General features: G+C 70.0%; 22 protein-coding genes and 2 pseudogenes. 5 read left to right on the top strand and 19 right to left on the bottom strand.

Annotation, left to right across the window (positions count from 1 at the left end):
• Positions 1–95: 95 nt before the first annotated feature.
• The 6 genes from PV396_RS22955 to icmF form a co-directional block, all read right to left on the bottom strand.
• On the bottom strand, positions 96–1,229 hold the full coding sequence (locus PV396_RS22955) for an aromatic ring-hydroxylating oxygenase subunit alpha (RefSeq protein ID WP_319207353.1): 1,134 nt from the start codon (positions 1,227–1,229) through the stop codon (positions 96–98).
• Positions 1,230–1,377: 148 nt separating this feature from the next.
• Positions 1,378–2,547 carry an NAD(P)/FAD-dependent oxidoreductase gene (locus tag PV396_RS22950; protein WP_319207350.1) on the bottom strand — a complete coding sequence of 390 codons (1,170 nt, stop codon included), beginning with the start codon at positions 2,545–2,547 and terminating at the stop codon, positions 1,378–1,380.
• Positions 2,544–2,906, bottom strand: coding sequence for a bifunctional 3-phenylpropionate/cinnamic acid dioxygenase ferredoxin subunit (locus PV396_RS22945; protein ID WP_319207347.1), 363 nt, complete (start codon positions 2,904–2,906; stop codon positions 2,544–2,546). Before PV396_RS22945 ends, PV396_RS22950 begins: the two co-directional genes overlap by 4 nt.
• A gap of 262 nt (positions 2,907–3,168) precedes the next feature.
• Positions 3,169–3,804 (bottom strand): MBL fold metallo-hydrolase, encoded by a 636-nt coding sequence (locus tag PV396_RS22940; protein WP_319207344.1) that lies wholly within the window; start codon positions 3,802–3,804, stop codon positions 3,169–3,171.
• Positions 3,804–4,889 (bottom strand): S-(hydroxymethyl)mycothiol dehydrogenase, encoded by a 1,086-nt coding sequence (locus PV396_RS22935; protein ID WP_319207342.1) that lies wholly within the window; start codon positions 4,887–4,889, stop codon positions 3,804–3,806. The genes PV396_RS22940 and PV396_RS22935 overlap by 1 nt, the downstream gene beginning before the upstream one ends.
• Positions 4,890–5,064: 175 nt before the next feature.
• Complete coding sequence (gene icmF / locus PV396_RS22930; RefSeq protein ID WP_319207419.1) at positions 5,065–8,292, bottom strand: fused isobutyryl-CoA mutase/GTPase IcmF; 3,228 nt, start codon at positions 8,290–8,292, stop codon at positions 5,065–5,067.
• A 359-nt stretch (positions 8,293–8,651) separates the two neighbouring features.
• Here icmF and PV396_RS22925 point away from each other — a divergent pair, with 359 nt between their 5' ends.
• Together PV396_RS22925 and PV396_RS22920 are read left to right on the top strand one after the other, a co-directional pair.
• On the top strand, positions 8,652–10,667 hold the full coding sequence (locus tag PV396_RS22925; RefSeq protein ID WP_319207340.1) for an NADPH-dependent 2,4-dienoyl-CoA reductase: 2,016 nt from the start codon (positions 8,652–8,654) through the stop codon (positions 10,665–10,667).
• A gap of 59 nt (positions 10,668–10,726) precedes the next feature.
• A complete protein-coding gene (locus PV396_RS22920) occupies positions 10,727–11,299 on the top strand; it encodes a PadR family transcriptional regulator (protein ID WP_319207337.1) in 573 nt (190 codons plus the stop codon).
• Between the two features lie 107 nt (positions 11,300–11,406).
• Here the strand turns inward: PV396_RS22920 and PV396_RS22915 are convergent, their stop codons facing one another.
• From PV396_RS22915 to PV396_RS22855, 13 genes and pseudogenes are all read right to left on the bottom strand, one after another.
• Positions 11,407–12,723 (bottom strand): cytochrome P450, encoded by a 1,317-nt coding sequence (locus tag PV396_RS22915; RefSeq protein WP_319207417.1) that lies wholly within the window; start codon positions 12,721–12,723, stop codon positions 11,407–11,409.
• Between the two features lie 253 nt (positions 12,724–12,976).
• Complete coding sequence (locus tag PV396_RS22910; RefSeq protein WP_319207334.1) at positions 12,977–13,567, bottom strand: GTP-binding protein; 591 nt, start codon at positions 13,565–13,567, stop codon at positions 12,977–12,979.
• Positions 13,542–13,922, bottom strand: coding sequence for a DUF742 domain-containing protein (locus PV396_RS22905; RefSeq protein ID WP_319207331.1), 381 nt, complete (start codon positions 13,920–13,922; stop codon positions 13,542–13,544). The genes PV396_RS22910 and PV396_RS22905 overlap by 26 nt, the downstream gene beginning before the upstream one ends.
• The gene (locus PV396_RS22900) at positions 13,919–14,320 is read right to left on the bottom strand and encodes a roadblock/LC7 domain-containing protein (RefSeq protein WP_319207328.1); all 402 of its coding nucleotides are present in this window, start codon (positions 14,318–14,320) and stop codon (positions 13,919–13,921) included. The genes PV396_RS22905 and PV396_RS22900 overlap by 4 nt, the downstream gene beginning before the upstream one ends.
• On the bottom strand, positions 14,317–15,525 hold the full coding sequence (locus PV396_RS22895; RefSeq protein WP_319207327.1) for an ATP-binding protein: 1,209 nt from the start codon (positions 15,523–15,525) through the stop codon (positions 14,317–14,319). The genes PV396_RS22900 and PV396_RS22895 overlap by 4 nt, the downstream gene beginning before the upstream one ends.
• Before the next feature lie 311 nt (positions 15,526–15,836).
• A pseudogene (locus tag PV396_RS22890) lies at positions 15,837–16,121 on the bottom strand (DUF2087 domain-containing protein); the annotation flags it as partial.
• Between the two features lie 267 nt (positions 16,122–16,388).
• Complete coding sequence (locus PV396_RS22885) at positions 16,389–17,258, bottom strand: tyrosinase family protein (RefSeq protein WP_319207325.1); 870 nt, start codon at positions 17,256–17,258, stop codon at positions 16,389–16,391.
• Positions 17,242–17,712: a tyrosinase family oxidase copper chaperone gene (locus PV396_RS22880; RefSeq protein ID WP_319207323.1), complete on the bottom strand. Its 471-nt coding sequence runs from the start codon at positions 17,710–17,712 to the stop codon at positions 17,242–17,244. Before PV396_RS22880 ends, PV396_RS22885 begins: the two co-directional genes overlap by 17 nt.
• Positions 17,713–17,822: 110 nt before the next feature.
• On the bottom strand, positions 17,823–18,017 hold the full coding sequence (locus tag PV396_RS22875) for a hypothetical protein (RefSeq protein WP_319207321.1): 195 nt from the start codon (positions 18,015–18,017) through the stop codon (positions 17,823–17,825).
• 449 nt (positions 18,018–18,466) lie between these two features.
• Positions 18,467–18,954 (bottom strand): annotated as a pseudogene (locus PV396_RS22870) (DUF5949 family protein).
• Positions 18,955–19,105: 151 nt separating this feature from the next.
• A complete protein-coding gene (locus PV396_RS22865; protein WP_319207319.1) occupies positions 19,106–19,396 on the bottom strand; it encodes a hypothetical protein in 291 nt (96 codons plus the stop codon).
• A 230-nt stretch (positions 19,397–19,626) separates the two neighbouring features.
• Positions 19,627–20,421: a hypothetical protein gene (locus tag PV396_RS22860; protein ID WP_319207317.1), complete on the bottom strand. Its 795-nt coding sequence runs from the start codon at positions 20,419–20,421 to the stop codon at positions 19,627–19,629.
• A gap of 276 nt (positions 20,422–20,697) precedes the next feature.
• Positions 20,698–20,973, bottom strand: coding sequence for a chaplin (locus tag PV396_RS22855; RefSeq protein ID WP_416071458.1), 276 nt, complete (start codon positions 20,971–20,973; stop codon positions 20,698–20,700).
• A gap of 213 nt (positions 20,974–21,186) precedes the next feature.
• Here PV396_RS22855 and PV396_RS22850 point away from each other — a divergent pair, with 213 nt between their 5' ends.
• From PV396_RS22850 to PV396_RS22840, 3 genes are read left to right on the top strand one after another with little or no spacing between them, the layout of a single operon-like run.
• Positions 21,187–22,299: a DUF3344 domain-containing protein gene (locus PV396_RS22850; protein ID WP_319207315.1), complete on the top strand. Its 1,113-nt coding sequence runs from the start codon at positions 21,187–21,189 to the stop codon at positions 22,297–22,299.
• 45 nt (positions 22,300–22,344) lie between these two features.
• A complete protein-coding gene (locus PV396_RS22845; protein WP_319207312.1) occupies positions 22,345–23,526 on the top strand; it encodes a glycosyltransferase in 1,182 nt (393 codons plus the stop codon).
• A complete protein-coding gene (locus PV396_RS22840) occupies positions 23,523–24,971 on the top strand; it encodes an exopolysaccharide biosynthesis polyprenyl glycosylphosphotransferase (RefSeq protein WP_319207310.1) in 1,449 nt (482 codons plus the stop codon). Before PV396_RS22845 ends, PV396_RS22840 begins: the two co-directional genes overlap by 4 nt.
• The last annotated feature ends 3 nt before the right edge of the window (positions 24,972–24,974 follow it).

Raw genomic sequence — 24,974 nt, 5'->3', positions numbered from 1 at the left:
GCGGCACCTGGCACATCGCACCGGCCGGTACATGACCACAGGGGTTGTCCGGCCTGACGGCCGGACAACCCCTCACCAAGATCTTCATCGACCTTCTAGCCGCGTCCCCCGCCGCCCAGTCGCTCGGTCACCCAGTCGTGGAACGCGCCGATGTGGTGCTCGCTCGGTACCAGCACGCCCCCCTTCGCGTACAGCCGGGAGTGCATCCCCGGCTGGGTGCGTTCGCAGGCCTCGAAGTCCTGGCGGTTGACCCGGTCGAAGAGTTCCACGGACCTGCTGACGTCCTTGCCGGTCTCGACGACGTGCGGGAGGTACAGCCAGTCGCACTCGACGATCGTGCGGTCGGCGGCCACCGGGTACATGCGGTGGAAGATCACATGGTCGGGTACGAGGTTGATGAACACCTGCGGCTTGATGGTGATCGCGTAGTAGCGGCGGTCCTGCTCCTCGGCGACACCCGGGATGCGGTCCAGGCCCTCGGAGCCGTCGATGGTGAACCCCTGGATCTCCCCGCCGAACTCGGCGCCGTGGCCCACGTAGTACTGGGCGGCGTAGCCGTCGGCGAACTCGGGGAGCACCTCGGTGAGTTCGGGGTGGATCGTGGCGCAGTGGTAGCACTCCATGAAGTTCTCGATGATGAGCTTCCAGTTGGCCTTCACGTCGTAGACGATCCGCTTGCCGACCGAGAGGTTGTCGATGTCGTAGTGCTCGATCGACTCGACGTCACCGAGCCGCCCGATGACCTCCCCGATGACGTCCTCCTCGAAGGAGGGCGGGTTCTCCGCGAGGCAGACCCACACATAGCCGAGCCATTCCCGGACGGCCACACTGACCAGGCCGTACTCGGTACGCCCGACATCCGGCATCTTGGTGAGGTTGGGCGCGGCGACGAGCTTGCCGTCCAGGCCGTACGTCCAGGCGTGGTACGGGCACTGGAAGGCCCGCTTGACCTCGCCGGCCTCCTCCGTGCACAGCTTGGCGCCACGATGCCGGCAGACGTTGAAGTAGGCGCGGATCGAGTTGTCCCGGGCGCGTGTCACGAGGATGCTCTCGCGTCCCACGTCGACGGTACGGAAGGCTCCGGGCTTCGCCAGTTCGGAGGCGCGCGCGACACAGAACCACATGGTCTCGAATATGCGCTCCTGCTCCTGCGCGAAGACCCCCGCGTCCGTGTAGGAGGAGCCGGGCAGGGTGGCGATCAGACTGTCGGGCAGGCCGGTCGAGGTCACAGTGCACTCCTCGGAGAAACGTCGTGGTCGTGTAAATGGATCAACTAGCTATGACGTAGCGCCCTTGAGGGCTGCGCCCCGCAGGGGCGCGCCCGACAGGGGCGCGGGGAACTGACGCGACAAGCCCCCACCGGGCCCGCAACCGAACTCACCGCACCCCGGGCAAAACACTCAACTGCTTCCGCCACCGCACAAACGTCCGAGGCTGGTTCATCCCAAGAACAGCAACCGGCTCCCCGCCCCGCCGGTAAACGGCAAGGACGTTACGGTCACCGACAGCACCCTCCTCCACCGCCACACTGTCAGCGACTCCCGCATGACCGACGAACTGAATCTTCACCCCGTACTGATCGGACCAGAAATACGGCGGCCGGGGCACCCCCGTCTCCACCGCACCCCCCGCCAGCAGCGCCGTCACGGCCGCAGCCGGCCGCTCCAGCGCCCCAGTCCAGTGCTCCACCCTGCGATGCGCACCCACCCGGGGGTCGTACCAGTTGGCGCAGTCACCGACCGCGACCACACCGGCGAGGCTGGTGCGGCCGTCCGCGCCGCACTTGACCCCGTTCTCGAGGGCGACCCCGGACCCGGCCAGCCAGTCGACGCAGGGCCGCGCGCCGACCCCGACGACGACGATGTCGGCGGGAACACTGCGCCCGTCCTCCAGCAGCACACCGTCCACCCGCCCCTCTCCACTGAGCCCCTTGACGCCGACCCCGCACAACAGCCGTACGCCGTGGTCTGCGTGGAGGCCGGACACGACGGCGCCCATGGTCTCGCCGAGCGGTCCGGCGAGCGGTGTCGGGGCCGCCTCGATGACCGTCACGTCGAGGCCGAGACCGTACGCCGTGGAGGCGACCTCCGCGCCGACGAACCCGCCGCCGATCACCACCAGCCGTCCTCCGCGGGCGAGTTCGTCGCGCAGGGCGCGGGCGTCGTCGAGGGTGCGCAGGGTGTGCACGCCGGTCAGGCCGTCGGCACCCGGCAGGGTGCGGGCGGCGGCGCCGGTCGCGATGACGATGCCGTCGGCGCGGACGTTCCGGCCGTCGGCGAGGCGGACGGACCGGTCGGTGCGGTCGAGGCCGATCGCGCGGGTGCGGAGCAGCCACTCCGCGCGCAGGTCCTCGCCGTCCGTCTCCAGTCCGAGATCCGCCTCACCGAGGGTTCCGGCCAGGAACTCCTTGGACAACGGCGGTCTGTCGTACGGGCGGTGAGCCTCGTCGCCGATCAGAACCAGCCGTCCGTCATAGCCCTGCTTGCGCAGTGAGCGCGCCGCCGACAGTCCGGCCAGCGAGGCGCCCACCACGGCCACCGTTCTCACGCGGGACCCCCGGCGAGCCGGGCCGCGACGCAGGGGGGCAGGTTGGGGGCGTCCGTGGACACCCGTACGTAGATCATGCCGTCCTCGACGACGACCTCGTGTGTCCGCACCGGCAGCTTGGCCGGCGGGGAGTCGACGGCGCCGGTGCGCAGGTCGAACTTCGAGGCGTGCAGCGGGCATTCCACCTCGCAGCCCTCCAGCCAGCCGTCGGCGAGCGAGGCATCCTGGTGGGTGCAGGTGTCGTCGATGGCGAAGACCTCGCCGTCGTCGGTGTGGAACACCGAGACGGGCGGGTCGATGTCGAGCCGGAAGGCCTCACCTCGCGGGAGATCCGCGAGTCGGCACGCGGGAATCATCATGACACCTCGGTGCGTATAGCGAAACGGATTGCGGTAAGCGCAACGCCAGTCTGAGGGCGCCCTGAACCCTTGTCAAGAAGTCCAGGGACCGGGATGAGCCATCCCGTCGAGTTGCGCCCTGCACAACCAACATCACATTGCACAACGGAAAACGGAGCGAGCCCGACGCCCGCCCGAGCACGTCGAAGCAGCTCAGGGGGCATCGGGCAGGCATCATCAAGCCGACACAGCATCAAGCAGGCATGCATCAGCCAGGCAACGGTCAGAACCCGCGGTCGATCCACTCCTGGAGATGCGGCGCCTCGGCGGCGACCGTGGTCGTGTCCCCGTGCCCGGTGTATACGACGGTGTCGCCCGGCAGGGTCAGCAGCCGGTCCCGTATCGAGTCGACGATGGTCGGGAAGTGGGAGTAGGACCGACCGGTGGCACCCGGGCCCCCGTTGAAGAGGGTGTCGCCCGCGAAGACGGCGCCCAGCCCCTGGGCGTACAGGCAGACCGCGCCCGGCGCGTGTCCGGGCGTGTGCAGAACCGTCAGAGCGACGCCCGCGACCTCGATCACCTGGCCGTCGGCCAGCGACGCGTCGGGTTCCCGGTCAGGGTGGGTCTGCTTCCACAGCGGCAGGTCGTCGCCGTGGAGCAGGATCGGGGCGCCGGTGCGCGCGGCGAGTGCGGGGGCGGCGTCGATGTGGTCGTTGTGGGCGTGGGTGCACACGATGGCCCGAAGCGTGCGTCCGCCGAGAGCCTCCGCGATGGCGTCGGCGTCGTGGGCGGCGTCGATGACGACCGCCTCGCTCTCGTCGCCGATGATCCACACGTTGTTGTCGACGTCCCAGGTGCCGCCGTCGAGCGAGAAGGTGCCCGAGGTGACCAGCCGTTCGATACGGGCGCCGTCGGCCATCACAGCACCACCACCGAGCGCAGTACGTCGCCGCCGTGCATCCGCTCGAACGCCTTCTCGACCTCGTCGAGCGCGATGGTCTCGGTCACGAAGGCGTCCAGGGGCAGGCGGCCCTGGAGGTAGAGGTCGATGAGCATCGGGAAGTCACGGGAGGGCAGGCAGTCGCCGTACCAGGACGACTTCAGCGAGCCGCCGCGCCCGAAGACGTCGATCAGGGGCAGCTCGAGCTTCATCTCCGGCGTCGGCACCCCGACCAGGACCACGGTCCCGGCGAGGTCACGGGCGTAGAAGGCCTGCTTGTACGTCTCCGGGCGGCCCACCGCCTCGATGACGACATCGGCGCCGAAGCCGCCGGTCAGCTCACGGATCGCCTCGACGGCGTCGGTCTCCTTGGAGTTGACCGTGTGGGTCGCGCCCAGCGTGCGGGCGGTCGCGAGCTTGTTGTCGTCGATGTCGACGGCGATGATCTTCGCGGCACCGGCCAGGTTCGACCCGACCACCGCCGCGTCGCCCACGCCCCCGCAGCCGATGACGGCGACCGTGTCTCCGCGACCGACGTTCCCGGTGTTGATGGCGGCACCGATACCGGCCATCACGCCACACCCCAGCAGCCCGGCGACAGCGGCCGAGGCGGCCGGGTCGACCTTGGTGCACTGGCCGGCCGCGACGAGGGTCTTCTCGGCGAAGGCGCCGATCCCCAGCGCCGGCGACAGCTCGGTGCCGTCGAGCAGGGTCATCTTCTGCTTGGCGTTGTGCGTGTTGAAGCAGTACCACGGGCGCCCACGCAGACACGCCCGACAATTCCCGCACACGGCACGCCAGTTGAGGATCACGAAGTCACCGGGAGCCACATCGGTGACCCCCTCCCCCACCGACTCCACGACACCGGCCGCCTCATGGCCGAGCAGGAAGGGGAACTCGTCGTTGATCCCGCCCTCGCGGTAGTGCAGGTCGGTGTGGCAGACCCCGCAGGCCTGGACCTTGACCAGCGCCTCGCCCGGACCGGGGTCCGGCACGAGGATCGTCTCCAGGCTGACAGGGGCGCCCTTCCCCCGCGCGACGACAGCACGGACCTGGTGAGTCATGGCCACTCCTCGGCTGATGCAGAACCCGGATGGTGCGATGTTGCTCATTGCGGCACACATCTCATGTGCCGCAACACAGCATCCGGGAGTGCCGAGCGAGGGTCAAGGTTGTGGAGGTTTTCTGGATGGTTCCCGGCGGAGGTCCTGAAACCTGCCGCTCAGACATTCCGTCTGCTCAGACGTTCCTGCGGTACTGGCCCCCGATCTCGAAGAACGCCTCGGTGACCTGGCGCAGGGTGCACACCCTGGCTGCGGCCATCAGCGCCTCGAAGGCGTTGTCGCCGCTGACGGCGGCCTCCTTCAGTCGGGCGAGCGCCTGGGCGGCCTCCGCTCCGTGCGTGTTCTGGAAGTCGCGGACGCGTGCGAGCTGGGACTCCTTCTCCGTTTCCGTGGCGCGGGCGAGCTCGACCTCCTGGGGCGCGCCCTCGCCGCCGGGCCGCCGGAAGGTGTTGACGCCGATGATGGGCAGTGTGCCGTCGTGCTTGCGCTGCTCGTACAGCATCGACTCGTCCTGGATGCGCCCGCGCTGGTAGCCGGTCTCCATGGCACCCAGCACACCACCCCGTTCGTTGATCCGGTCGAACTCGGCGAGCACGGCCTCCTCGACCAGGTCGGTGAGCTGGTCGATGATGAACGACCCCTGGAGCGGGTTCTCGTTCATGGCGAGACCCCACTCGCGGTTGATGATCAGCTGGATCGCCAGCGCCCGCCGCACCGACTCCTCGGACGGGGTGGTGACGGCCTCGTCGTAGGCGTTGGTGTGCAGCGAGTTGGCGTTGTCGTAGATGGCGATCAGGCCCTGCAAGGTGGTGCGGATGTCGTTGAAGTCCATCTCCTGGGCATGCAGGGAGCGCCCGGAGGTCTGGACGTGGTACTTCAGCTTCTGGCTCCGCTCCGCCGCCCCGTACCGCTCCTTCATGGCGACAGCCCAGACACGGCGCGCGACCCGGCCGAGCACGGAGTACTCCGGATCCATCCCGTTGGAGAAGAAGAACGACAGGTTGGGCGCGAAGTCGTCGATGTGCATACCGCGCGCCAGGTAGGCCTCGACATAGGTGAATCCATTGGCGAGGGTGAAGGCGAGCTGGCTGATCGGGTTCGCCCCGGCCTCGGCGATGTGGTAGCCGGAGATGGACACGGAGTAGAAGTTGCGGACCTTCTGCTGGATGAACCACTCCTGGATGTCGGCCATCATCCGCAGGCTGAACTCGGTGGAGAACAGACAGGTGTTCTGCCCCTGGTCCTCCTTGAGGATGTCGGCCTGGACGGTGCCGCGCACGTTCGCGAGCGCGTACGCCCGCAGCTCGGCGGCCTCCTCCGCCGACGGCTCGCGTCCCTCCGTCTCCCGGAACTTCTCGAGCTGCTGGTCGATGACGGTGTTGAGGAAGAAGGCGAGGACGGTCGGCGCCGGCCCGTTGATCGTCATGGACACGGAGGTGGTCGGCGCGACGAGATCGAACCCGTCGTACAGCGCCTTCATGTCCTCCAGGGTGGCCACGGAGACGCCGGACGTGCCGACCTTGCCGTAGATGTCGGGGCGTTCGTCGGGGTCACGGCCGTAGAGGGTGACCGAGTCGAAGGCGGTGGACAGCCGGGTCGCGGGCTGCCCCTCGGACAACAACTTGAAGCGCCGGTTCGTACGGAACGGGTCGCCCTCTCCGGCGAACATCCGCGCCGGGTCCTCACCGTCGCGCTTGAAGGGGAACACCCCGGCGGTGAACGGAAAAAGCCCGGGCAGGTTCTCCCGGCGCCAGAACCGCACCAGCTCACCGTGGTCGGTGAAGGCGGGCAGCGCGACACGCGGAATCCTGTTCCCCGACAGCGACTCACGGTTCAGCCGCGTACGGATCTCCCGGTCCCGTACCTTCACCACCTGCTCGTCACCGCTGTACGACGCCACGACCGCGGGCCAGTTCAGGATCTGGTCCCCGATCTCGTGCGGAAGCCGGCGGCGGGCATCGGCGAGCAACCCCTCCACACCCCCCACCTCCGCCCCGGCCTCGACAAGCTCACCCTTGACCGCGTCCAGCCGCTGCACCCGCCGAGCCGCCTCCGCCAGCGTCTCGGTACGGGCGTGGTAGTTCCGGACCACCTCCGTGATCTCGGCGAGGTAGCGCACCCGCTCGGCGGGGACCACACGCCGGATGCCGGAGGAGTGCCGGACGGAGACCGGCGCCAGGTCGCCCTCGGACAGCGGGAGCCCCCGCTCGGCCAGACCGTCGCGCAGGTGCTGGTAGAGCGCGGTGACGCCGTCGTCGTTGAAGGTGGCGGCGGAGGTGCCGAACACCGGCATCTCCTCGGGCCGCATGCCGAAGGCCTCGCGGTTACGGACCATCTGCCGGCCCACGTCGCGCATCGCGTCCTTGGCGCCGCGCCGCTCGAACTTGTTGATCGCCACGACGTCGGCGAAGTCGAGCATGTCGATCTTCTCCAGCTGCGAGGCGGCGCCGAACTCCGGCGTCATCACGTACATCGAGGTGTCGACATACGGCACGATCGCCGCGTCGCCCTGCCCGATGCCCGGCGTCTCCACGATCACGAGATCGAACCCGGCCGCCTTCACGACGTCGATCACGTCGGCCAGGTGTTCGGGCAGCTCATGGCTGCCGCGGGTGGCGAGGCTCCGGAAGAAGACACGGCTGCCGTCGAGCGAGTTCATCCGGATCCGGTCGCCGAGCAGCGCTCCGCCGCCCCGCCGCCGGGTCGGGTCGACGGCGATCACCGCGATCCGCAGCTTGTCCTGCTGGTCGACCCGGAACCGCCGCACCAGCTCGTCGGTCAGCGACGACTTGCCCGAGCCGCCGGTACCGGTGATGCCGAGTACGGGCGTGACCCGCGCCGACGCAGCTGTCCGCACCTGCTCCAGCAGCTCCGGGGGCAGCTTGCCCAGCTCCGCACCGGTGATGGCACGGGCGATGGCGAACCGGTCCCCGGTCAGAACGGCGGCGGCATCGACCGCCTTGCTCTCCCAGAGATCGAAGTCGCAGTCCTTCACCACGGAGTTGACCATCCCGGCAAGACCCATCCGCTGCCCGTCCTCGGGCGAGAAAATGGTCACGCCGTTGCGACGCAGCCGGGCGATCTCCTCGGGGACGATGACCCCGCCACCGCCCCCGACCACCTGGATGTGCTCGGCCCCCTGCCCGCGCAGCGACTCGACGAGGTACTCGAAGTACTCGACATGCCCGCCCTGGTAGGAGGAGACGGCCACACCGTGCGCGTCCTCCTCCAACGCCGCGTCCACCACCTCCCGCACCGACCGGTTGTGCCCCAGATGGATCACCTCGGCACCCTGGGACTGGAAGATCCGCCGCATGATGTTGATCGACGCGTCATGCCCGTCGAACAACGCGGAGGCGGTGACCAGACGGACAGGATGCACGGGACGATGAAGCTCGTTCACGGTCATGGGGGCCTTCCCGAGGGGCATCGGAGCGCGGGCTGCAGATTTACTTGGACGTCCTACTAAATAGGATACTAGGACGTCCAAGTAAATGTCGGGAGACCCGCCACCCATTCAGCACCGGCCCGCATCTCCAGCCCGTCCGGCGCTTGAGGACGAGGCCCCTTCAGGGCCGAAAGCGGGGGTCTGGGGGCACAGCCCCCAGGAATGGGATGGGACGGGTAGGGGCGGCGGGGGCGAAAACACCCCCCAATGTGCCGCACGCCATTATGCAACTAGTTGCACAACCCACTCCCCGTCCTCTACAAAGACAGGACCACCCCCGCGCCACCATGCCCCGCCCCGCCCCGGAGGCCCCCATGAGCCCGTACCCCCGCCTTCTCAGCCCCCTGAACCTCGGCTTCACCACCCTCCCCAACCGCGTACTCATGGGCTCCATGCACATAGGCCTGGAAGAAGCAGACCACGGCTTCGAACGCATGGCCGAGTTCTACGCCACCCGCGCCCGAGGCGGCGTAGGCCTGATCGTCACCGGCGGCATAGCCCCCAACAACGCCGGCCGCCCCGCCGAAGGCGGCGCCAAACTCACCACCACCGAGGAATCCGACCAGCACAAGGCCATCACCACCGCCGTCCACCAGGCGGGCGGCAAGATCGCGATGCAGATCCTGCACTTCGGCCGCTACGCCTACCACCCCGACCTGGTAGCCCCCAGCCCCCTCCAGGCCCCCATCAGCCCCTTCACCCCTCACGAACTCACCGACACCGAGGTCGAACAGACCATCGACGACTACGCCCGCGCAGCGGTCCTCGCCCGCCGCGCCGGCTACGACGGCGTCGAGATCATGGGCTCAGAGGGCTACCTGATCAACGAGTTCATCGCCGCCCACACCAACCACCGCACCGACCGCTGGGGCGGCTCCTACGAGAACCGCACCCGCTTCCCCCTCGAAATAGTCCGCCGCGTACGCGAAGCGGTCGGCGACGACTTCATCCTCATCTACCGCCTGTCGATGCTGGACCTCGTCCCCGGCGGCTCCACCCTCGCCGAGGTGGTCACCCTCGCCAAGGCCGTCGAGTCGGCCGGCGCGACCATCATCAACACCGGCATCGGCTGGCACGAGGCCCGCATCCCCACCATCGCCACCTCGGTGCCGCGCGGCGCGTACACCTGGGTGACGAAGAAGCTCATGGGCGAGGTCGGCATCCCCCTGGTGACCACCAACCGCATCAACACCCCCGAAGTGGCCGAGCAGTTGCTCGCCGACGGGTACGCGGACATGGTGTCGATGGCCCGCCCGATGCTCGCCGACCCGGACTTCGTCAACAAGGCACGCGAGGGGCGCCCGGCCGCGATCAACACCTGCATCGGCTGCAACCAGGCCTGCCTGGACCACACCTTCAGCGGGCGGATCACCTCCTGCCTGGTCAACCCGCGCGCCTGCCACGAGACGGAGCTCGTCCTCTCACCGACCAAGCTGCGCAAGCGAGTTGCCGTCGTGGGCGCGGGCCCCGCCGGACTCGCCTGTGCCGTCTCCGCCGCCGAACGCGGCCACGAGGTCACCCTCTTCGACGCCGCCCCCGAGATCGGCGGCCAGCTGAACGTCGCCCGCAAGGTCCCCGGCAAGCAGGAGTTCGACGAGACCCTGCGCTACTTCCGCCACCAACTCGACGCGCACGGCGTGGACGTACGCCTCGACACCCACGCGACCGCGGCCGATCTGACCGCCTACGACGAGGTCGTGGTCGCCACCGGCGTCACCCCCCGCACCCCCGACATCCCCGGCATCGACCACCCGAGCGTCGTCGGCTACCTCGACGTGCTGCGCGACAACGCGCCCGTCGGCGACCGCGTCGCGATCCTCGGCGCGGGCGGCATCGGCTTCGACGTCGCGGAGTTCCTCACCGACGGCGGCGACAAGACGAGCGAGGACCCGGCGGCGTACTTCCGCGCCTGGGGCGTCGACATGGACTACCGCGCCCCGGGCGGACTGGCCGCACCCGAGCGCCCCAACCCGCCCCGCAGCGTCCACCTGCTCCAGCGCAAGGAGTCCAAGGTCGGCGCCGGGCTCGGCAAGACCACCGGCTGGATCCACCGCACCGAGCTCAAGCACCGGGGCGTCACCATGGTCCCGGGCGTCCGGTACGACGGGATCGACGACGCCGGTCTGCATGTCACCGTCGGCGGCACCTCCACCGTGCTGCCGGTCGACACCGTCGTCCTGTGCACCGGCCAGGACCCGCGCCGCGACCTGTACGACGAGCTGCTGGCCGCCGGCCGCAACGTACACCTGATCGGCGGCGCCGACGTGGCCGCCGAACTGGACGCCAAGCGGGCCATCAAGCAGGGCACCGAACTGGCGGCGGCACTCTGACGGCCGTACGAGCCCACCAGCACAGGCCTCTCACGCCCACCGGTCCCTAGGATTACCCCATGTCCCTCCCGCACGCGATCCTCACCGCCCTGCTCGAAAAGCCGTCCTCGGGGCTGGAGTTGACCCGCCGGTTCGACAGGTCGATCGGCTACTTCTGGTCGGCGACGCACCAGCAGATCTATCGCGAGCTGGGAAAACTGGAGACCGAGGGACACATCCGCGCCCTGCCCGCCCCCGAGCAGCCGACCCGGGGGCAGAAGAAGAGCTACGAGGTCCTGCCGGCGGGCCGCGCCGAACTGGCCCGCTGGACCGCCGCGTCCCAGGACCCGAAGCCCTACCGCGACACGATGCTGCTGCGCCTGCGCGCCTCGGCGGTCGTCGGCACCGAGGGCATCGAGACCGACCTGCGCCGCCATCTCACCCTGCACCAAAGCCAGTTGGCGGAGTACGAGGAGATCGAGAAGCGCGATTTCCAGCCCGACCGCGATACCGACACCGACACCCCCCGAAACCGGCAGGACCGTCTCCAGCACCTGGTCCTGCGCGCGGGCATCGACCTGGAGACCTTCTGGACCCAGTGGCTCACGCACGCCCTGAGCGAGTTCGCGGAACTGCCCGACGAAACCACGTGAGCGCCCCGCCCCGAGGCCGGCCTCGGACACAGAGCGCTCACACCGGTCGGCACAACCGCTCTCGGTCCGACCGGCTCAATCCGCGTAAATGGGTGGCCAGTTGGCCGTCAGAGCCGGAAGACGTCAAGGAATGAGCTCCAGAATCCCTTCTTGCGCTGTTCCTGACGGGCCGCCGGGGCCGGCGTCGGCTGCGGGGCCGGGCGGTGCACCGGTTCGGCCGCAGGCAGTGGCGCCTGGTTGCGCAGGGCCGCCGCGACCCGGGTGGCCGGCGTCGGGCTGAAGCGCACCGGGAGCGAGGCCAGCGCGCGGTGGAAGGGGCCGGGGCGCCACAGCAGGCTCTCCTGCGGGACGGCGAGGGTCAGGTCGGGCAGCGCGTTGAGGATCTTCTCGATCGCCGTGAGCGCGATGACCTGCGCCGGGTCCTTGGCGGGGCAGGCGTGCGGTCCCGCGCCGAAGGCCAGGTGCGCGCCCTTGCTCGCCATCTGGCGGGCCTCGTTGAGGGCCGGGTCGCTGTTGGCGGCGGCGAAGCTGATGACGACGGGGGTATTCGCGTCGACGGGTACGCCGCCGAGGTCGACGTCCTGCAACGGGTAGTGCGTCGCGTAGTTGGCGATGGGCGGGTTGTTCCACAGCACGTGCTCGATGGCTTCCTCGACCAGCATGCCGCTGTCGCGCCCCGACTGGCCGTCGGACAGCAGCAGGAGCAGGGCGCTGGCTATGAGGTTGCGCTGGGGTTCCAGGCCCGCGCCCATCAGCACGATCAGCTGGTCCCTGAGTTCCTCGTCGTTGAGACCCGCCGGGTGCTGGATGAGCCAGGAGGTCACGTCCTCGCCGGGCTCGCGGCGCTTGAGGGTGATCAGCTCCTGGAGGCAGGTGGCGACGATCTCGATGCCCTTGATGGCGTCGTCCTGGCCGTCGAACATGGCGGCCATACCGGTGGTGAGGCGGTCGCCGATGTCGGCCGGGCAGCCGAAGATCTTGTTGAAGAGGAGCAGCGGGATCAGCTTGGCGTAGTCGCTGAGGATGTCCGCCCGGCCGCGCTCGCTGAACTGGTCGATCAGATAGTCGGCGATGGGCTCGACGTCCCGCCGGATACGGCTGATGTTCAGCTTGGCGAGGCTCTCGGTGACGGCCTTGCGCAGCCGCAGGTGCACCGCGCCGTCCGTGAACAGGACGTTGGGCCGGTACGCCATCATCGGCAGGACGGGGCTGTCGAGGGAGATCCGGCCCTCGTTCAGCGCGGTCCAGCGGCGCGAGTCACGGGCGAACAGCGTGGTGTTCTGGAGCACCCGCAGGGCCATCTCGTGCTGCACGACGAGCGTGGCGTCCACGCCCGGGGCGAGTTCGACGGGGGCCGCCGGGCCGTGGGCGCGCAACTGGTCGTAGATGCGGTGCGGTTCGGCGGCGAAGTCGGCGCCGTGCATGGGGCATCTGGCGGGAGCGCTCGGCGTGGCACCCGCGTGCTGTGTGTCCATGGAGGTTCCTTAGGGTTCCCCGCGCCTCGGGGGCGGGGGACGGGGGTGAGGAAAAACCTTGTACGGGGCCCTGGTCCGGTTGGTCAGTGGCCCTGGCCCGGATGGTTCGGGCCCCTGCCCGGTCGCGCTGCCCGGCTCCCGGTCCCGGTCCCCTGTCCGGACCCCCTGTGCGGGGAGGGGCCCGAATGGGTGGGACCGGGGCTCAGGCCGCGCGGGCGAGCAGGTGCTGGACGAGAGCGATCAGCGCCCTCGCCGAGGACGTCTGGTCCCGGGCGTCGCAGTAGACGACCGGGGTGTCGGGCAACAGGTCGAGGGCCTCGCGGATCTCGTCCTCGTCGAACTCGTTCGCCACGTCGAAGGTGTTGACGGCGATGGCGTACTCGAGGCCGTACTTCTCGACCAGGTCGATCACCGGAAACGTTTCCGCCAGCCGGGACGGGTCGACCAGGAGCAGCGCTCCGAGGGCGCCGCGGGCCATGTCCTCCCACAGCTGCATGAAGCGCTGCTGACCGGGCGTACCGAACAGGTACAGCACCAGTTCGTCGCTGAGCGTAAGCCGGCCGAAGTCCAGCGCGACCGTGGTGGTCACCTTGTCCGGGGCGCCCTTCAGGTCGTCCACGTGGGCGGACGCCTGGGTCATCTTCTCCTCGGTGCGCAGTGGGGCGATCTCCGACAGCGAGCCGATGTACGTGGTCTTGCCCACGGCGAAGTGCCCTACGACAAGGATCTTCGCGGTGGTGGTGACCGCGTCTGAGACGTAGATCGTCTCAGCCGTAGAGCGATTCGAGTCCATGCAGCACCTTTTCGATGATTCCTCTGTCGACGGACTGGGCGCGTGGGGGCGCGGCACGGCGCAGGAGATGACCCTGTTCGAATAAATCGGTGAGGAGGAGCCGGGCGACTCCCACCGGCAGCGACAGGTGTGCGGCGACCTCCGCGACGGAGAGGTAGCCGCCCCCGCACAGCTCCCAGATGGCCCGGACCTCGGGGCTGGCGCCGAGCGGCACCTCCCGGTCGGGGGCCAGCGTGACCAGGGTGTGCAGCGACAGGTCATCGGCGGTCGGCAGCGTCCGCCCGCCCGTGATGACGTACGACCGGACGAAGTCGCTGGTGACCGTGACCGGTGTGTCCTCGCCGTGCGCGTTCATGCGTCGGCACCGGCGTTCTGGCGCGGCGGGGTGGTCATCGCCTTGCCGAGCGCCCCCACCTGCTGCTGCATCCGGAACGACATGGCCTCCATGTCGACGTCCAGTGCGGCCGACACGGCGAGGTAGGCGCCGCTGCCCGCGGCTATGAGGAAGATCCAGCCGCCGTCGTACTCGATCAGTGTCTGCTTCCACAGACCCTGTCCGTAGCCGACGAAGGGGGCGACGGCACGGCTGAGGGACTGCATCGAGCTCATCGCGGCGGCGTTGGTCTCGGCTTCGTCGCGTTCGATGTCGCTGGACCGCTCCAGGAGGAGGCCGTCGGCCGAGACGAGGATCGCGTGACGGGCGCCGCGCACCTGCAGCACATCGTTCAGCACCCACGACAGATCGGGATTCACTGGTCCTGTGGTCCTTCCATGGTCGTCGTGTCCCGCCCGAGCAGCGTTCCGCGCTGGAACGCGCCGATGCGTGAGGCCGTCACCTGTGTGTTGTGCTCCGGCTGGGCCGGCTCCGGGGGCGGTGGCACCACCGCGACCGGGCTGCCGCGGCGCCGCCGCTTGGGCAGGCCGCCGGCGGTCGTTCCGATCGGCCGCGGCGGGCCGCCCGGCGTGGCCACCGGGGTCAGCCGCTGCGGGGCCGCGGCAGAGGCCTCGGCCTGGGGTTCCGCCTTCGCGCGCCCGCCCTCGGGCTCGGGAACGTCCGTGGTCAACAGGTTCTCTGGCAAGAGAATCACCGCCCGTACGCCGCCGTAAGGGGACACCGAATCGACCGAGACCTTGAAGCCGTACCGGGTGGCGAGCATCCCGGACACGGCGAAGCCGAACTTCGGCGGGTCGCCGAGGCTCGTGATGTCGACCGGTGCCTGGGGGGAGAGCAGGGCGCCGGCGCGCGCCTTCTCCTCCGTGTTCATACCGAGGCCGGCGTCGTCGACGATCAGGCAGACCCCGGTGGGTACGGCCTGGATGTTGATGTCGACGCGGGTGCCGGGCGCGCTGTAGTTGGTGGCGTTGGCCAGCAGTTCGGCGAGGACGACCGCGATGGGCTCGACGGCCCGACTGGCCACCGAGACGTTGACCTGGGTGTTGATGGTGACCCGGTCGAAGTGCTTGATGCGGCCCTGGGCGCTGCGGGCCACGTCGTACACGGAGGCGGTGTTCTCGCGCCGGCCGAGCCAGCCACCGCACAGCACGGCGATGCCCTGCGCCCGGCGGCCGAACTGGCTGTTGGTGTGGTCGATCATCATCAGGTCACCGAGGACCTGCTCGTCGTCGCCGTAGCGGCGCTGCGACTTCTCGATGATGAGCTGCTGTTCGTCTGCGAGTACCTGCAGCGTCCGCATCGCGGACTTCAGTACGGCCTTGGTGTCTTCCTCCGCATCCTTGCGCACCGCCGCGAGGTCGCCCGCGTGCTGTGCGTTCAGCTGGGTGTATTCCGCATAGAGGCGGTCGCGTTCGCTCTGGGCGGCTTCGCGGGCGCTCTGCAGGTCGTTGGTCTTCCTGCGGAGCGCCATGTTGGTCCTACGGGCCCGCATCACTGCGACAACCGCAGCGACCAAGACCACGAGCAAGATCCACAGCAGTGGATCCTGGATCAATGACGTCATGAGACTCTCTTCAAGTCGCCTTGCGACAGGAGCAGTTGCAGTCCGTTGGGTCCTGGCCTGGAACTCGGGCCTTGCCCGGTGGCGAACCTTACCGGCGGACCAACTAAGCCACTCCTTCGCATGGGGCCCTTAGAGACTGCCCCCGTGCGCTTGACGCGCCTCAGCCTACTGAAAGTGGGATGATCTTAACAGTCAAGTGAGCGTCAAAAAGGTTCCGCTTACGGTCACTTGAAGACCTTCACACAGGATTCGCGAAAGCCCGCCACCCTTGGCTTTCCGCCTCCCGGGGAACGGGCGTGTACCGCGAACTCTCAGGCGGCGCCGGTGCTCAGGTCCGACTCGGCGGGCCGCCAGTAGACGCCCCCACTGCGCCGCAGATGGCCCAGGTCCACCAGATACCGGCGCAGCGTCACATGGTCGATCCGGCTCGCGCCCTCGCACCACACCCGCAGCCGCTCGTCGACGAGCCGCTCGGCGTACTCCACCCCCGGCTCGAAGGTCTCCTCGGTGATGTGCTGGAGCACGATCAGCTTCCGGCTCCAGCGGGCGGGCAGCCGCACGAGTGAGCCGCCCTCCCGTACGAAGGTCCGCAACACGTTCTCGGTCTGCTGCCGCTGGTTCTGCTCGGCTTGGTCGGATTCCATGCCCGGAGGCTACCCGGTCGAGGGCGGCGGCCCACCAGGGGAAGCGCGGGCGCGAGTCGATCGCCCGCGGTAACACCTGCGCCAACGTCGGCGACGACCACCACAGGGGCAACCCCGGCCCCGGCGGCTACGGCAGCCGACACACCGTACGCAAGTACCGGAAGGGCCCCGACGGTCCCACCGTCGGGGCCCTTCCGTGCCCGTGCCTCTTTACACCGCCTACGCGTACCGGTAGATGTGGCTGTGGTCCTCCAGCTGGTCCGGCGTCATGTCCCACGGCGGCAGCGGCTCGTGCCGGGCGACGATCCGGCCGCGCTGTGCGTCGCCGGCTTTCGGCGGCCGGTCGGGCAGATAGCGGGCGCCGACGCCGTGCCGCCGCTGCCAGCGCGACCAGCACAGGTCGACGAAGGCGTGGTGCAGCCAGAAGACGGGGTCGTTGGCGGAGGCGCTGCCGACCATGTGCCCGCCGACCCAGCGGTGGACGCGGTTGTGGTTGCGCCAGGAGCCGGCGCCCTGCCCTTTGCCCCACCCTTCGAGCTTGTTGCGGAATCCCTTCGCGGACGTCGAGTTCCACGGCGACACGTCGTAGACCGGATCGGCGAGGGCCGCGTCCAGGTCCCGCCGGGTAGGCAGTGCGAGCGGCTCACGGGCATGACCGAGGTCCCGGGTGAGGAACTCGCCGTCGGTGATGCTCTCCCTGATGGTCCAGTCGCCGTGGTCGTAGGCGAACGGCCCGGTCATGACCCGCTGGTCGGAGGAGCGCCCGGTGCCGCCGAGCAGGTCCTCGCGCCAGGGCACGCCGGCCGTCGTCCGGTCCCGGGTCCAGTCCCAGTACGGCACGGTCACCGACGAGTCCAGGCGTTGCAGCGCCGCCTCCAGGTCCAGCAGGAACCGCCGGTGCCAGGGCAGGAAGGAGGGCGCCATGTGAGCGGTACGCAACCCCTTCTCGCCGTCGGAGGCGAAGTACTCGATGTGCGTGCGCACGAACTCGTCGTACTCGCCCCGCCGTTTGAGCTCCAGCAGCGCCCCGACGAACCGCTGCCGCTCGCTGCGCGTCAGCGTGCTGACGTCCTTACGCGTGTACACCACGTCCGCCTCCTTCCCCGCCGGCGACCGTCAACTGCCGCCCGGGCCCCAGCTCGTCGACTGCGGCGCGGGCCGCCTCCAGGGCCGTGGGGTACGAGCGGTAGTGGTCGACCATGCTCAGATACGTCCCATCCGCGCGCCGCATCAGATGCAGTGGCCGCCCGTCCACGGTGACGTGCCACCGCCCGTCGCCCTGCCCGCCCAGGGCCTGCGCCATGTGCTCAAGGTGATCCGCGCCACCGGCGTCAGCCTTCATACCGCGCAGTCGGCGGCCCCGGTACGTCTCGTCGAAGGACGGTGCCTCGTCGCCCTCCTCACGCCGGGGCCACGCGGCAGCGACGACCGGAACCACGGCAAGGGCGAGGGCCGAAACGCACAGGGCGCGGAGCGCGTCCCGCCGCGTAGCGGAACGGGCAGGCGGGCCCGCCTGGGGCTGCGGCACTCTGCTGACGAACAACGCTCTCTCCTCATTCGGTTCGTTCGGTGGCGGCGACCGCCCGGCGACCGGGCCGGGTGGCAACCCCGGTCCCAGAGGGTCCAGTTCGTCAGGTCCCGTACTCCATCGAGCTACATCGAGCCGAGTCCCAGGACGCCGGTCGGCGCCGTCTGCAGCAGCGGGGTGAGCACGGCGGCCTGCGGATCTCTGAGGGTCGACAGGCCGAACACCTCGGGGTGCGGCGCGGTCAGCGGGGTGTCCACGGACAGGCAGGGGGTCAGGGTCCGCAGATCGGCTCCGGGAACGCTGACACCGGCCTCGTCCAAGCCCTTTCCCGAGCACCTGCGGCAGGCAGCGCGCTGTCCGGGATCATCCGCCCCTCGAGGTACCTCGGCCCCTGGGGTGCGCCCGGCATCAGCAGCGGCAGTTCGCCGCCGGCCTTGGGCAGGCTCAGGTTGAGGGACTTCTCGACGCCGTCCAGGGATACGGGTACAGGGACCGTGCCGTCCTCACCGGCGGGGGCCGCGTCATCCACCGCCCACGCCGGTGAGGACGGCGGCGGCAAGGGTTCGAGGTCGACTTTGTTGACAAGTACGGTCCTTTTCAGGAATCGGGGGGGGTGTTCGTCCGTGCCGCGTAACGATCCGGGGAACCGCTTCAGCTGAAGATTCCCCCGAGTGGTGCATTGATCGTCCGATCAGCCCGGAAGTGCGGCCCGGCCCGGACAGCCGACTCACCCGTCCGGGCCCCCGGACTTCACCGCTGCCTCCGGCCGTCAGCGCAGGCTGCGAGCCGGGAGGATGACATGGGCCACGGCGGACAGGGTCTCCTCCGCGCCCGCGAAGGCGGCCAGCGCCTCCGGCTCGATGGGCTTGGCAGGCTGGGCCAGGGTCGGTGTGGTGAACACGAGGTAGGCGAAGCCCCGTTCGGCGACCGCGGTGCGCCACCCCGCAGGCGGGACGCCTTGGGCGTTGAGCTGCGGCATGTTGACGACGGCCGAACCGGCCTCGCCGAGCGGACTGACCGGCAGGCTCGGGCGGGTGGAACAGTCGACGATGTCGCCGCCGACCGGCAGACCGGTGCCGACGAGGAGCTGCTCGACGGCGACGGCCGAAACCTCCGGGCCTCCCTCACCGTCACCGAGGGAGGAGGCGAGGAGGTAGGGCATGCCTCCGTCGGGGCATCACCGCTCCAGGCCATGACGACGAGCGTACCCAGGTCCGCGATGCGGAAAGGGCGCGCTTCGCTTGAGGTTGAGGTCACCGCGGAACCCTATAGGCGTGATTTGACACGTCCGGCCGCATTCTCACTCGACCGGGGGATTTTCTCGCCGGTATCCACACGAAAGAGGGACGGGACTCGAACCGTGAAGGACCGATTCCGCGCGGCGGAATCGGCCCTTTCGACACCTGTGTCAGCCCTGGAGGGGGAGGCCGCCGAGCAGCCGGCCGTTCGAGTTGAGGGCGTTCGTCGCGCCCTTCACCGTGCTGAGCATCGAGTCCTTGTTCTCGGTGTCGAGCACGTTCGACTGCTGCTGAAGCGGCTTCACCTGCTGTACGTCGAGGGGGCCCTTGGCAAGCGTGTTGACGGCGCCGTTGAGGCTGGTGGGCGTGAGGTCGGCGGTGCCGTCAGCGAACGCGGGCGCGGCGGCTCCGGCGATGACCAGGGACCCGGCAACAACAGCGGCAGCCTTCAGAGACTTCATCGTGTTCCTTTCTTCGGCAACTCATGTCACCAGAGGGAATTCCGTCGCCGTGTCTAACGAGCCCCGGTCGCGGCGGAAACTCCGTACGCAGAAATTTTCTGTGGCCCTGGCGATTCCGGAACACGGAATGCGTCTCAAAGGATTGACGCACAAGCGAAATTGACACACAGGCAAAATAACAGCCCTGGTGCCGACCGGTGGAGTCACCGGTCGGCACCAGGGCCAGGGCCCTACCGGGTCGGCAGCGGCAGGGTCGACGCCGGGGCCTGCGGCTTCGGTGCGCCCACCGGCAGCTTGGGCAGCGGCGGCAGGCCCGCCATGTCCGGCGCCGGCAGCCCTCCGCCGAGCAGAACGGCGGCGACGAAGCCGCCGAGGTTCGTCAGCACGTCGGTGACGGCCGGGACGACGTTCGCGACATCACCGGACGTGGCCGCCTCGAGCAGCGCGTCGACCGACTTCTGCAGCGCGGCGAGCGAGTCGGCCTTGACGTCGAGCGGGACCTTGACCGCCTTGGCGTCCCTGAGGGGCGCCGGGAGCGTGGAGACGACAGGCGGCGCGGGCGTCGCCGGGCGGGCAGGGGTCGCCGGGCGGGCAGGGGTCGCCGGCAACGCCGGAGTGGTCGGCAGGGCCGGAGTCGTGGGAAGCGCCGGGTCCTCCGGGATCATCGGCAGGGACACCGGCGGAGTGGCCGGGGCCGGTGCTGCCACCGAGGCCGCGGCGATGGCCGTCTTCACGGCGTCAACCAGCTTCGTCGCGTCGTCCAGCGGCAGCTGGCCGTTGTCCGCCTTGAGCACGGCATTCAGCAGATCGGTGACGGGTTTCAGTACGCCACCCAGGTCACCCAGCGACTTGACCTGCGCGAGGAGCGCGTCGGCGTTGGGGGCGGGCGCCTGGGAAGCCGCGTGGCCGCGCTCGCGGGCCGCGTCGCCGTCGGCCGCCAGAGCGGCCGGTGCACTTATGCCGAGCAGGAGGGTGGCACAGAGTGCGGTGGACGCGATACGCCATGCGGGCGGCAGAGCATGCATGAAAGTTCCTTCCGGTGGTGCGGTGGGTGTGCCGGACGGTGTGTCCGCTGTCGGATCCACCGTCAGCTCCACCGTCGCGACCTGCAACCGGCAACGCACGCAAAGTGACGACCCGTCGCCCAGGTCTCGTACGTCGTCGCTGGTGAGGCCCTGTGTCAAGGCCCGTCCGGCGAGTTGTCCGTCCGGCCCGCCGTTCGGGGCAAACTTCGGGACCGCGAACCGGCCGACCTCCCCGGAAGGGAGAGCGGCCGGCAGAAGGGTCCGCGCCGTCCGATGTCAGTCGTTGACGCAGGTGTGGCCGAACGCCGGGTTCAGCAGACCGATGACGTTGATGGCGTCGCCGCAGACGTTGACCGGCATGTGGACCGGAACCTGCAGGACGTTGCCCGACAGGACGCCCGGGGAGTGGGCAGCTGCGCCGTGCGCGTCGCTGTCACAGCGGCGACACCTGCGGTACCCGCCCGGGGCGGGGATGCCCGGCGCTGTGTCAGCGGCTGGCGCGTGCCCGGGTTGCGCCGCCAATGGAGTGATCTCTCGGGCGCCCGACTGCACGATTCCGACACAGTCTCCATGAATCACGAATAAACACACATAGCGGCTAGAGTGAATCATCTTCCGCCAGCCTCCCCATAGCAGACCAAAAGGTCGCCCGCCACCCCGAATCCGTCGCGCGAAACAGACCGGGAGCGCCTGCGGCACATGAGTGATGTCCAGATTTTCCGTCCGTCGGTCCACGACCTTTTCCCCGAAAGGGCAACTCCGGTCATGCGTATTTTCCCGGGTTTTCTGCTGCGCCGTGCGATGGTGGGCGTCTTTGCCCTCGCCGCGATCTGGACTCCAGGAGGTACGGCGACGGCCACACCTCCCCCCGCCAAGGACAAGGAGTCGGAGCGCCTCGCGTTCGCCCAGCGCTACCGCGCACTCCAGCACGGCGGGATCGTCCGCGCGGCCAACGCGTCCATCAGCTGCCGCGCCACCCTCGGGGCCTGCGCGGGCGTACGCAAAGGCGAGGACCTCACGAGCGAAATGGGCGCCAAGGCTGCGGTCAACGGCGACTTCGACATGTTCTACGTCGACGTCGACAGCGACCCGAACACCTACAACTCCAGCCGGGCGGAGGTCCGGGTGCCGCAGGGCGGCCGGGTCACGTACGCGCGACTGTACTGGGGCGGCAACCTCAAGGTCGGTGAGCAGAAACCGCCGAAGGACAACGGGCGGGTGCTGATCTCCGAGCCCGGCGGCCAGTACAAGGAGCTGCTCGCCGACTCGGTCGTCGGCCACCGGGTGGCGCACGGCGCCGACGCGTTCCAGGCCTCCGCCGATGTCACCGAGCTGGTCCGGGCGAGCGGTTCGGGGCTGTACACGGTCGCGCAGGTCAATGTGGCGATGGGGAAGTCGACGGCTGGGGCGTGGGGCGGCTGGACGCTGGTCGTGGCGTACGAGAACGCGGCGGAGCCGCTGCGGCACCTCGCCGTGTGGGACGGGTTCGACGCGCTGGGGGACCGGACGGGTGACGGCCCGCTGGTCCGGATGGCCGAACTCCCGTTTCCGGAGGGCGCGAACGGGCGCGCCGGCCTGGTCGCCTACAACGGGGACCGCGGCAGCGTCGGCGACTCCCTGACAGTGTCCGCCGCAGGGCGCACAACCGCGCTCGGGGACGCCGCCAACCCCCCCGACGACGTGCTGAATTCCACGATCGGCGGAGCCGTCTCGGAGCGCGTTCCGGCGTACGCGAACACCCTCGGGTACGACTCCGACGTGTTCGAACTGGGTACGGCGCTGCGGCGCGGTGGTGACCAGCTGGCCTTCCGGCTCGTTTCCCAGCAGGACGCGGCGTGGGCCGGCGCACTTTTCGTGGCCGTCGACGCCCGGCAGTAGCCGAAGTGCGTCCGGCAACGCCACCCGTGAGCGAGGAAACCGCCCATGCAACTGTCAGCACCGGACCCCCGGCCACGGGTCCTGCACGTCACCCAGCCGGTGGACGGCGGGGCGGCCCGGGTCGTGGCGGACCTGGCGCGGGCCCAGCTCGCCGCCGGTCTGCACGTCGCGGTCGCCTGCCCGGACGACGGTGACCTCCCCGCGCGACTGAGGGCGCTCGGCGCCGACGTACGCCCCTGGCACGCGACGCGCGCGCCGGGGCCCTCGCTTGTCGGGGAGGTGCGGCGGCTCGGGCGGGTGGTCGGGGCGGTACGGCCGGATGTCGTGCACGCGCACAGTGCGAAGGCCGGGATCGCCACTCGGCTGGCCGTACGGGGGCGGGTCGCAACGGTGTTCCAGCCGCACGCCTGGTCGTTCGAGGCGGTCGGCGGGCCCACCGCGGCGCTGGCGCTCAAGTGGGAGCGATGGGGGGCGCGTTGGGCCTCCCGGGTGGTGTGCGTGAGCGACGCCGAACGGGCGACCGGGGTGCGCGCCGGGATCGCAGGGCAATGGCGGGTGATCCCGAACGGGATCGACACCGAGCGCTTCCACCCCGCGGCCGCGAACCCCGTACGGGACAGGATTCCGTTGCTCGGGGGCGTCGAACCGGCCGCTCCGCTGGTCGTGTGCGTGGGGCGGCTGTGCCGGCAGAAGGGGCAGGACGTGCTGCTCCGGGCGTGGGACGAGGTCGCGGAACGGGTGCCGGGGGCGCGGCTCGTGCTCGTCGGCGACGGGCCGGACGCCCGGCGGCTGCGGGCTCTCGCTCCCGACTCGGTGCTGTTCGCGGGGGCTGTCGCCGATGCCGTCCCCTGGTACCGGGCCGCCGATCTGGTCGTCCTGCCCTCGCGGTGGGAGGGCATGGCACTGGCGCCGCTGGAGGCGATGGCCTGCGGGCGGCCGGTGGTCGTCACCGACGTCGACGGCGGGCGCGAGAGTCTGCCCGCCGCGCTCGCACCACGCTGCCTCGTGCCGCCCGAGAACCCCGCCGCGCTCGCCGGGACCGTCGCCGAACTGCTGCTCGACCCGCAGCTGCGCGCGTCGCTGGGGCAGCTGGGGCGCAGACACGTCCTGTCCGCGCACGACGTACGGCACACCGCCGAGGCCGTCGCGGGCGTGTACCGCGAGCTGATCAGCGCGCACGCCGTGCGGCCCGTGCGCGCCCAGTACAGGGAGTCCATCCACTCGTGACTGCGGAAAGTACCGTCCCCTCCACCAGCGGAGGGCATCGGGATCACGGATTCTCGACCGCATCCGCCGTCTCGGTGTTCCCGCCCCGCGCGTCGGCCGGCGGATTGAGGTTCCCGGCCGGCCGGCGCCCCACGCCCCGGCCGGCCTCCCCGCTGCCGCTGCTCGCCGTCGACAGCGGCGCCACCCTGCTCGGCGCCCTGGCGCTGACCGAGCCCCAGCGCCACCACCTCCTCGTCGGCGCGCTGCTGCTCGGCGTGGTCGTGCTGAACACGCGCGCCTCGCTGTACCGGCCCGAGTCCGTGCCCGCGTTCCTCGACGAACTGCCCGCCGTCTGCGGCCGGATCGCGATGGGCTGGCTGGCTCTCGCCGCCGTGGTCGGGGCATACGCGCCCGCCGACGCGCTGTCCGCGCGGACCCTCGTCCTGGGCTGCGCGGTACAGGCGACTGCGAGTGCCGCCGGGCGCGGGACCGTCCACTGGCGGCGGCGCCGGACGCTGCTGCGCCGCCCGCACACGGCCCTCGTCATCGGCCCGGCCGACACCGCACGACGCGTGGCCGCAGCGTTCCTGCGCCACCCGGTATGTGGAGTACGGCCGGTGGGGCTCGTCACCGACCACCCGGACGGCGGGGCAGGCCTGCCCGTGCTGTCCACCGGCGAGGAGGTCCAGCGGGCACTCATCCAGAACGGCGTGCGCGCCGTGCTCGCCGTCCACCCCTCCGTACGGGCAGAACAGGGGCCGCTGCTACGGGCGTTGGCGGAGTCGGGCTGCACAGTGTGGGAGATCGACGGCGAGTCGCCCTCGTACGAGAGTGCCGAGCGGCTCGCCGGGTTCTCCTGCCGACGGCTCGCGATGGTGCCGGACGGGCCGGGCAGCCTCGGCAAGCGGCTGCTCGACGTCCTGGTCTCGGGCACTCTGCTCCTGCTGTTCTCGCCGGTGCTGCTGCTGTGCGCGGTGGTGCTGCGGCTGACCGACGGGCCGGGTGTGGTGTTCAGGCAGGAGCGCATCGGCATGGACGGGCGCCCCTTCACTCTCCTGAAGTTCCGCACCCACCGCCCGGTCGACGAGATGGAGTCGGCGACCCGCTGGAGCGTCGCCGACGAACGGCGGATGAACTGGTTCTGCCGACTCCTGCGCCGTACCTCGATGGACGAGCTCCTCCAGTTGTGGAACGTCCTCCGGGGTGACATGAGCCTGGTCGGTCCGAGGCCCGAACGCCCCTACTTCGTGGGCAAGTTCAGCCAGGCCTACCCCGGTTACGCGGCCCGTCACCGGATGCAGACCGGTATCACCGGCCTCGCCCAGATCCACGGGCTGCGCGGAGACACCTCGATCGAGGACCGCTGCCGGTTCGACAACGCCTACATCGACAACTGGTCGCTGTGGCAGGACATCTGCATCCTGCTGCGCACCGCCGCCACGCTCGTCCGCCCGACAGGAAGCTGAGCG

The sequence above is a fragment of the Streptomyces sp. ME02-8801-2C genome, assembly GCF_033793965.1.
Taxonomy (GTDB): Bacteria; Actinomycetota; Actinomycetes; order Streptomycetales; family Streptomycetaceae; genus Streptomyces.
Note: the sequence above shows the minus strand (reverse complement) of the source record. Positions and strands in the feature narration are given on the sequence as shown.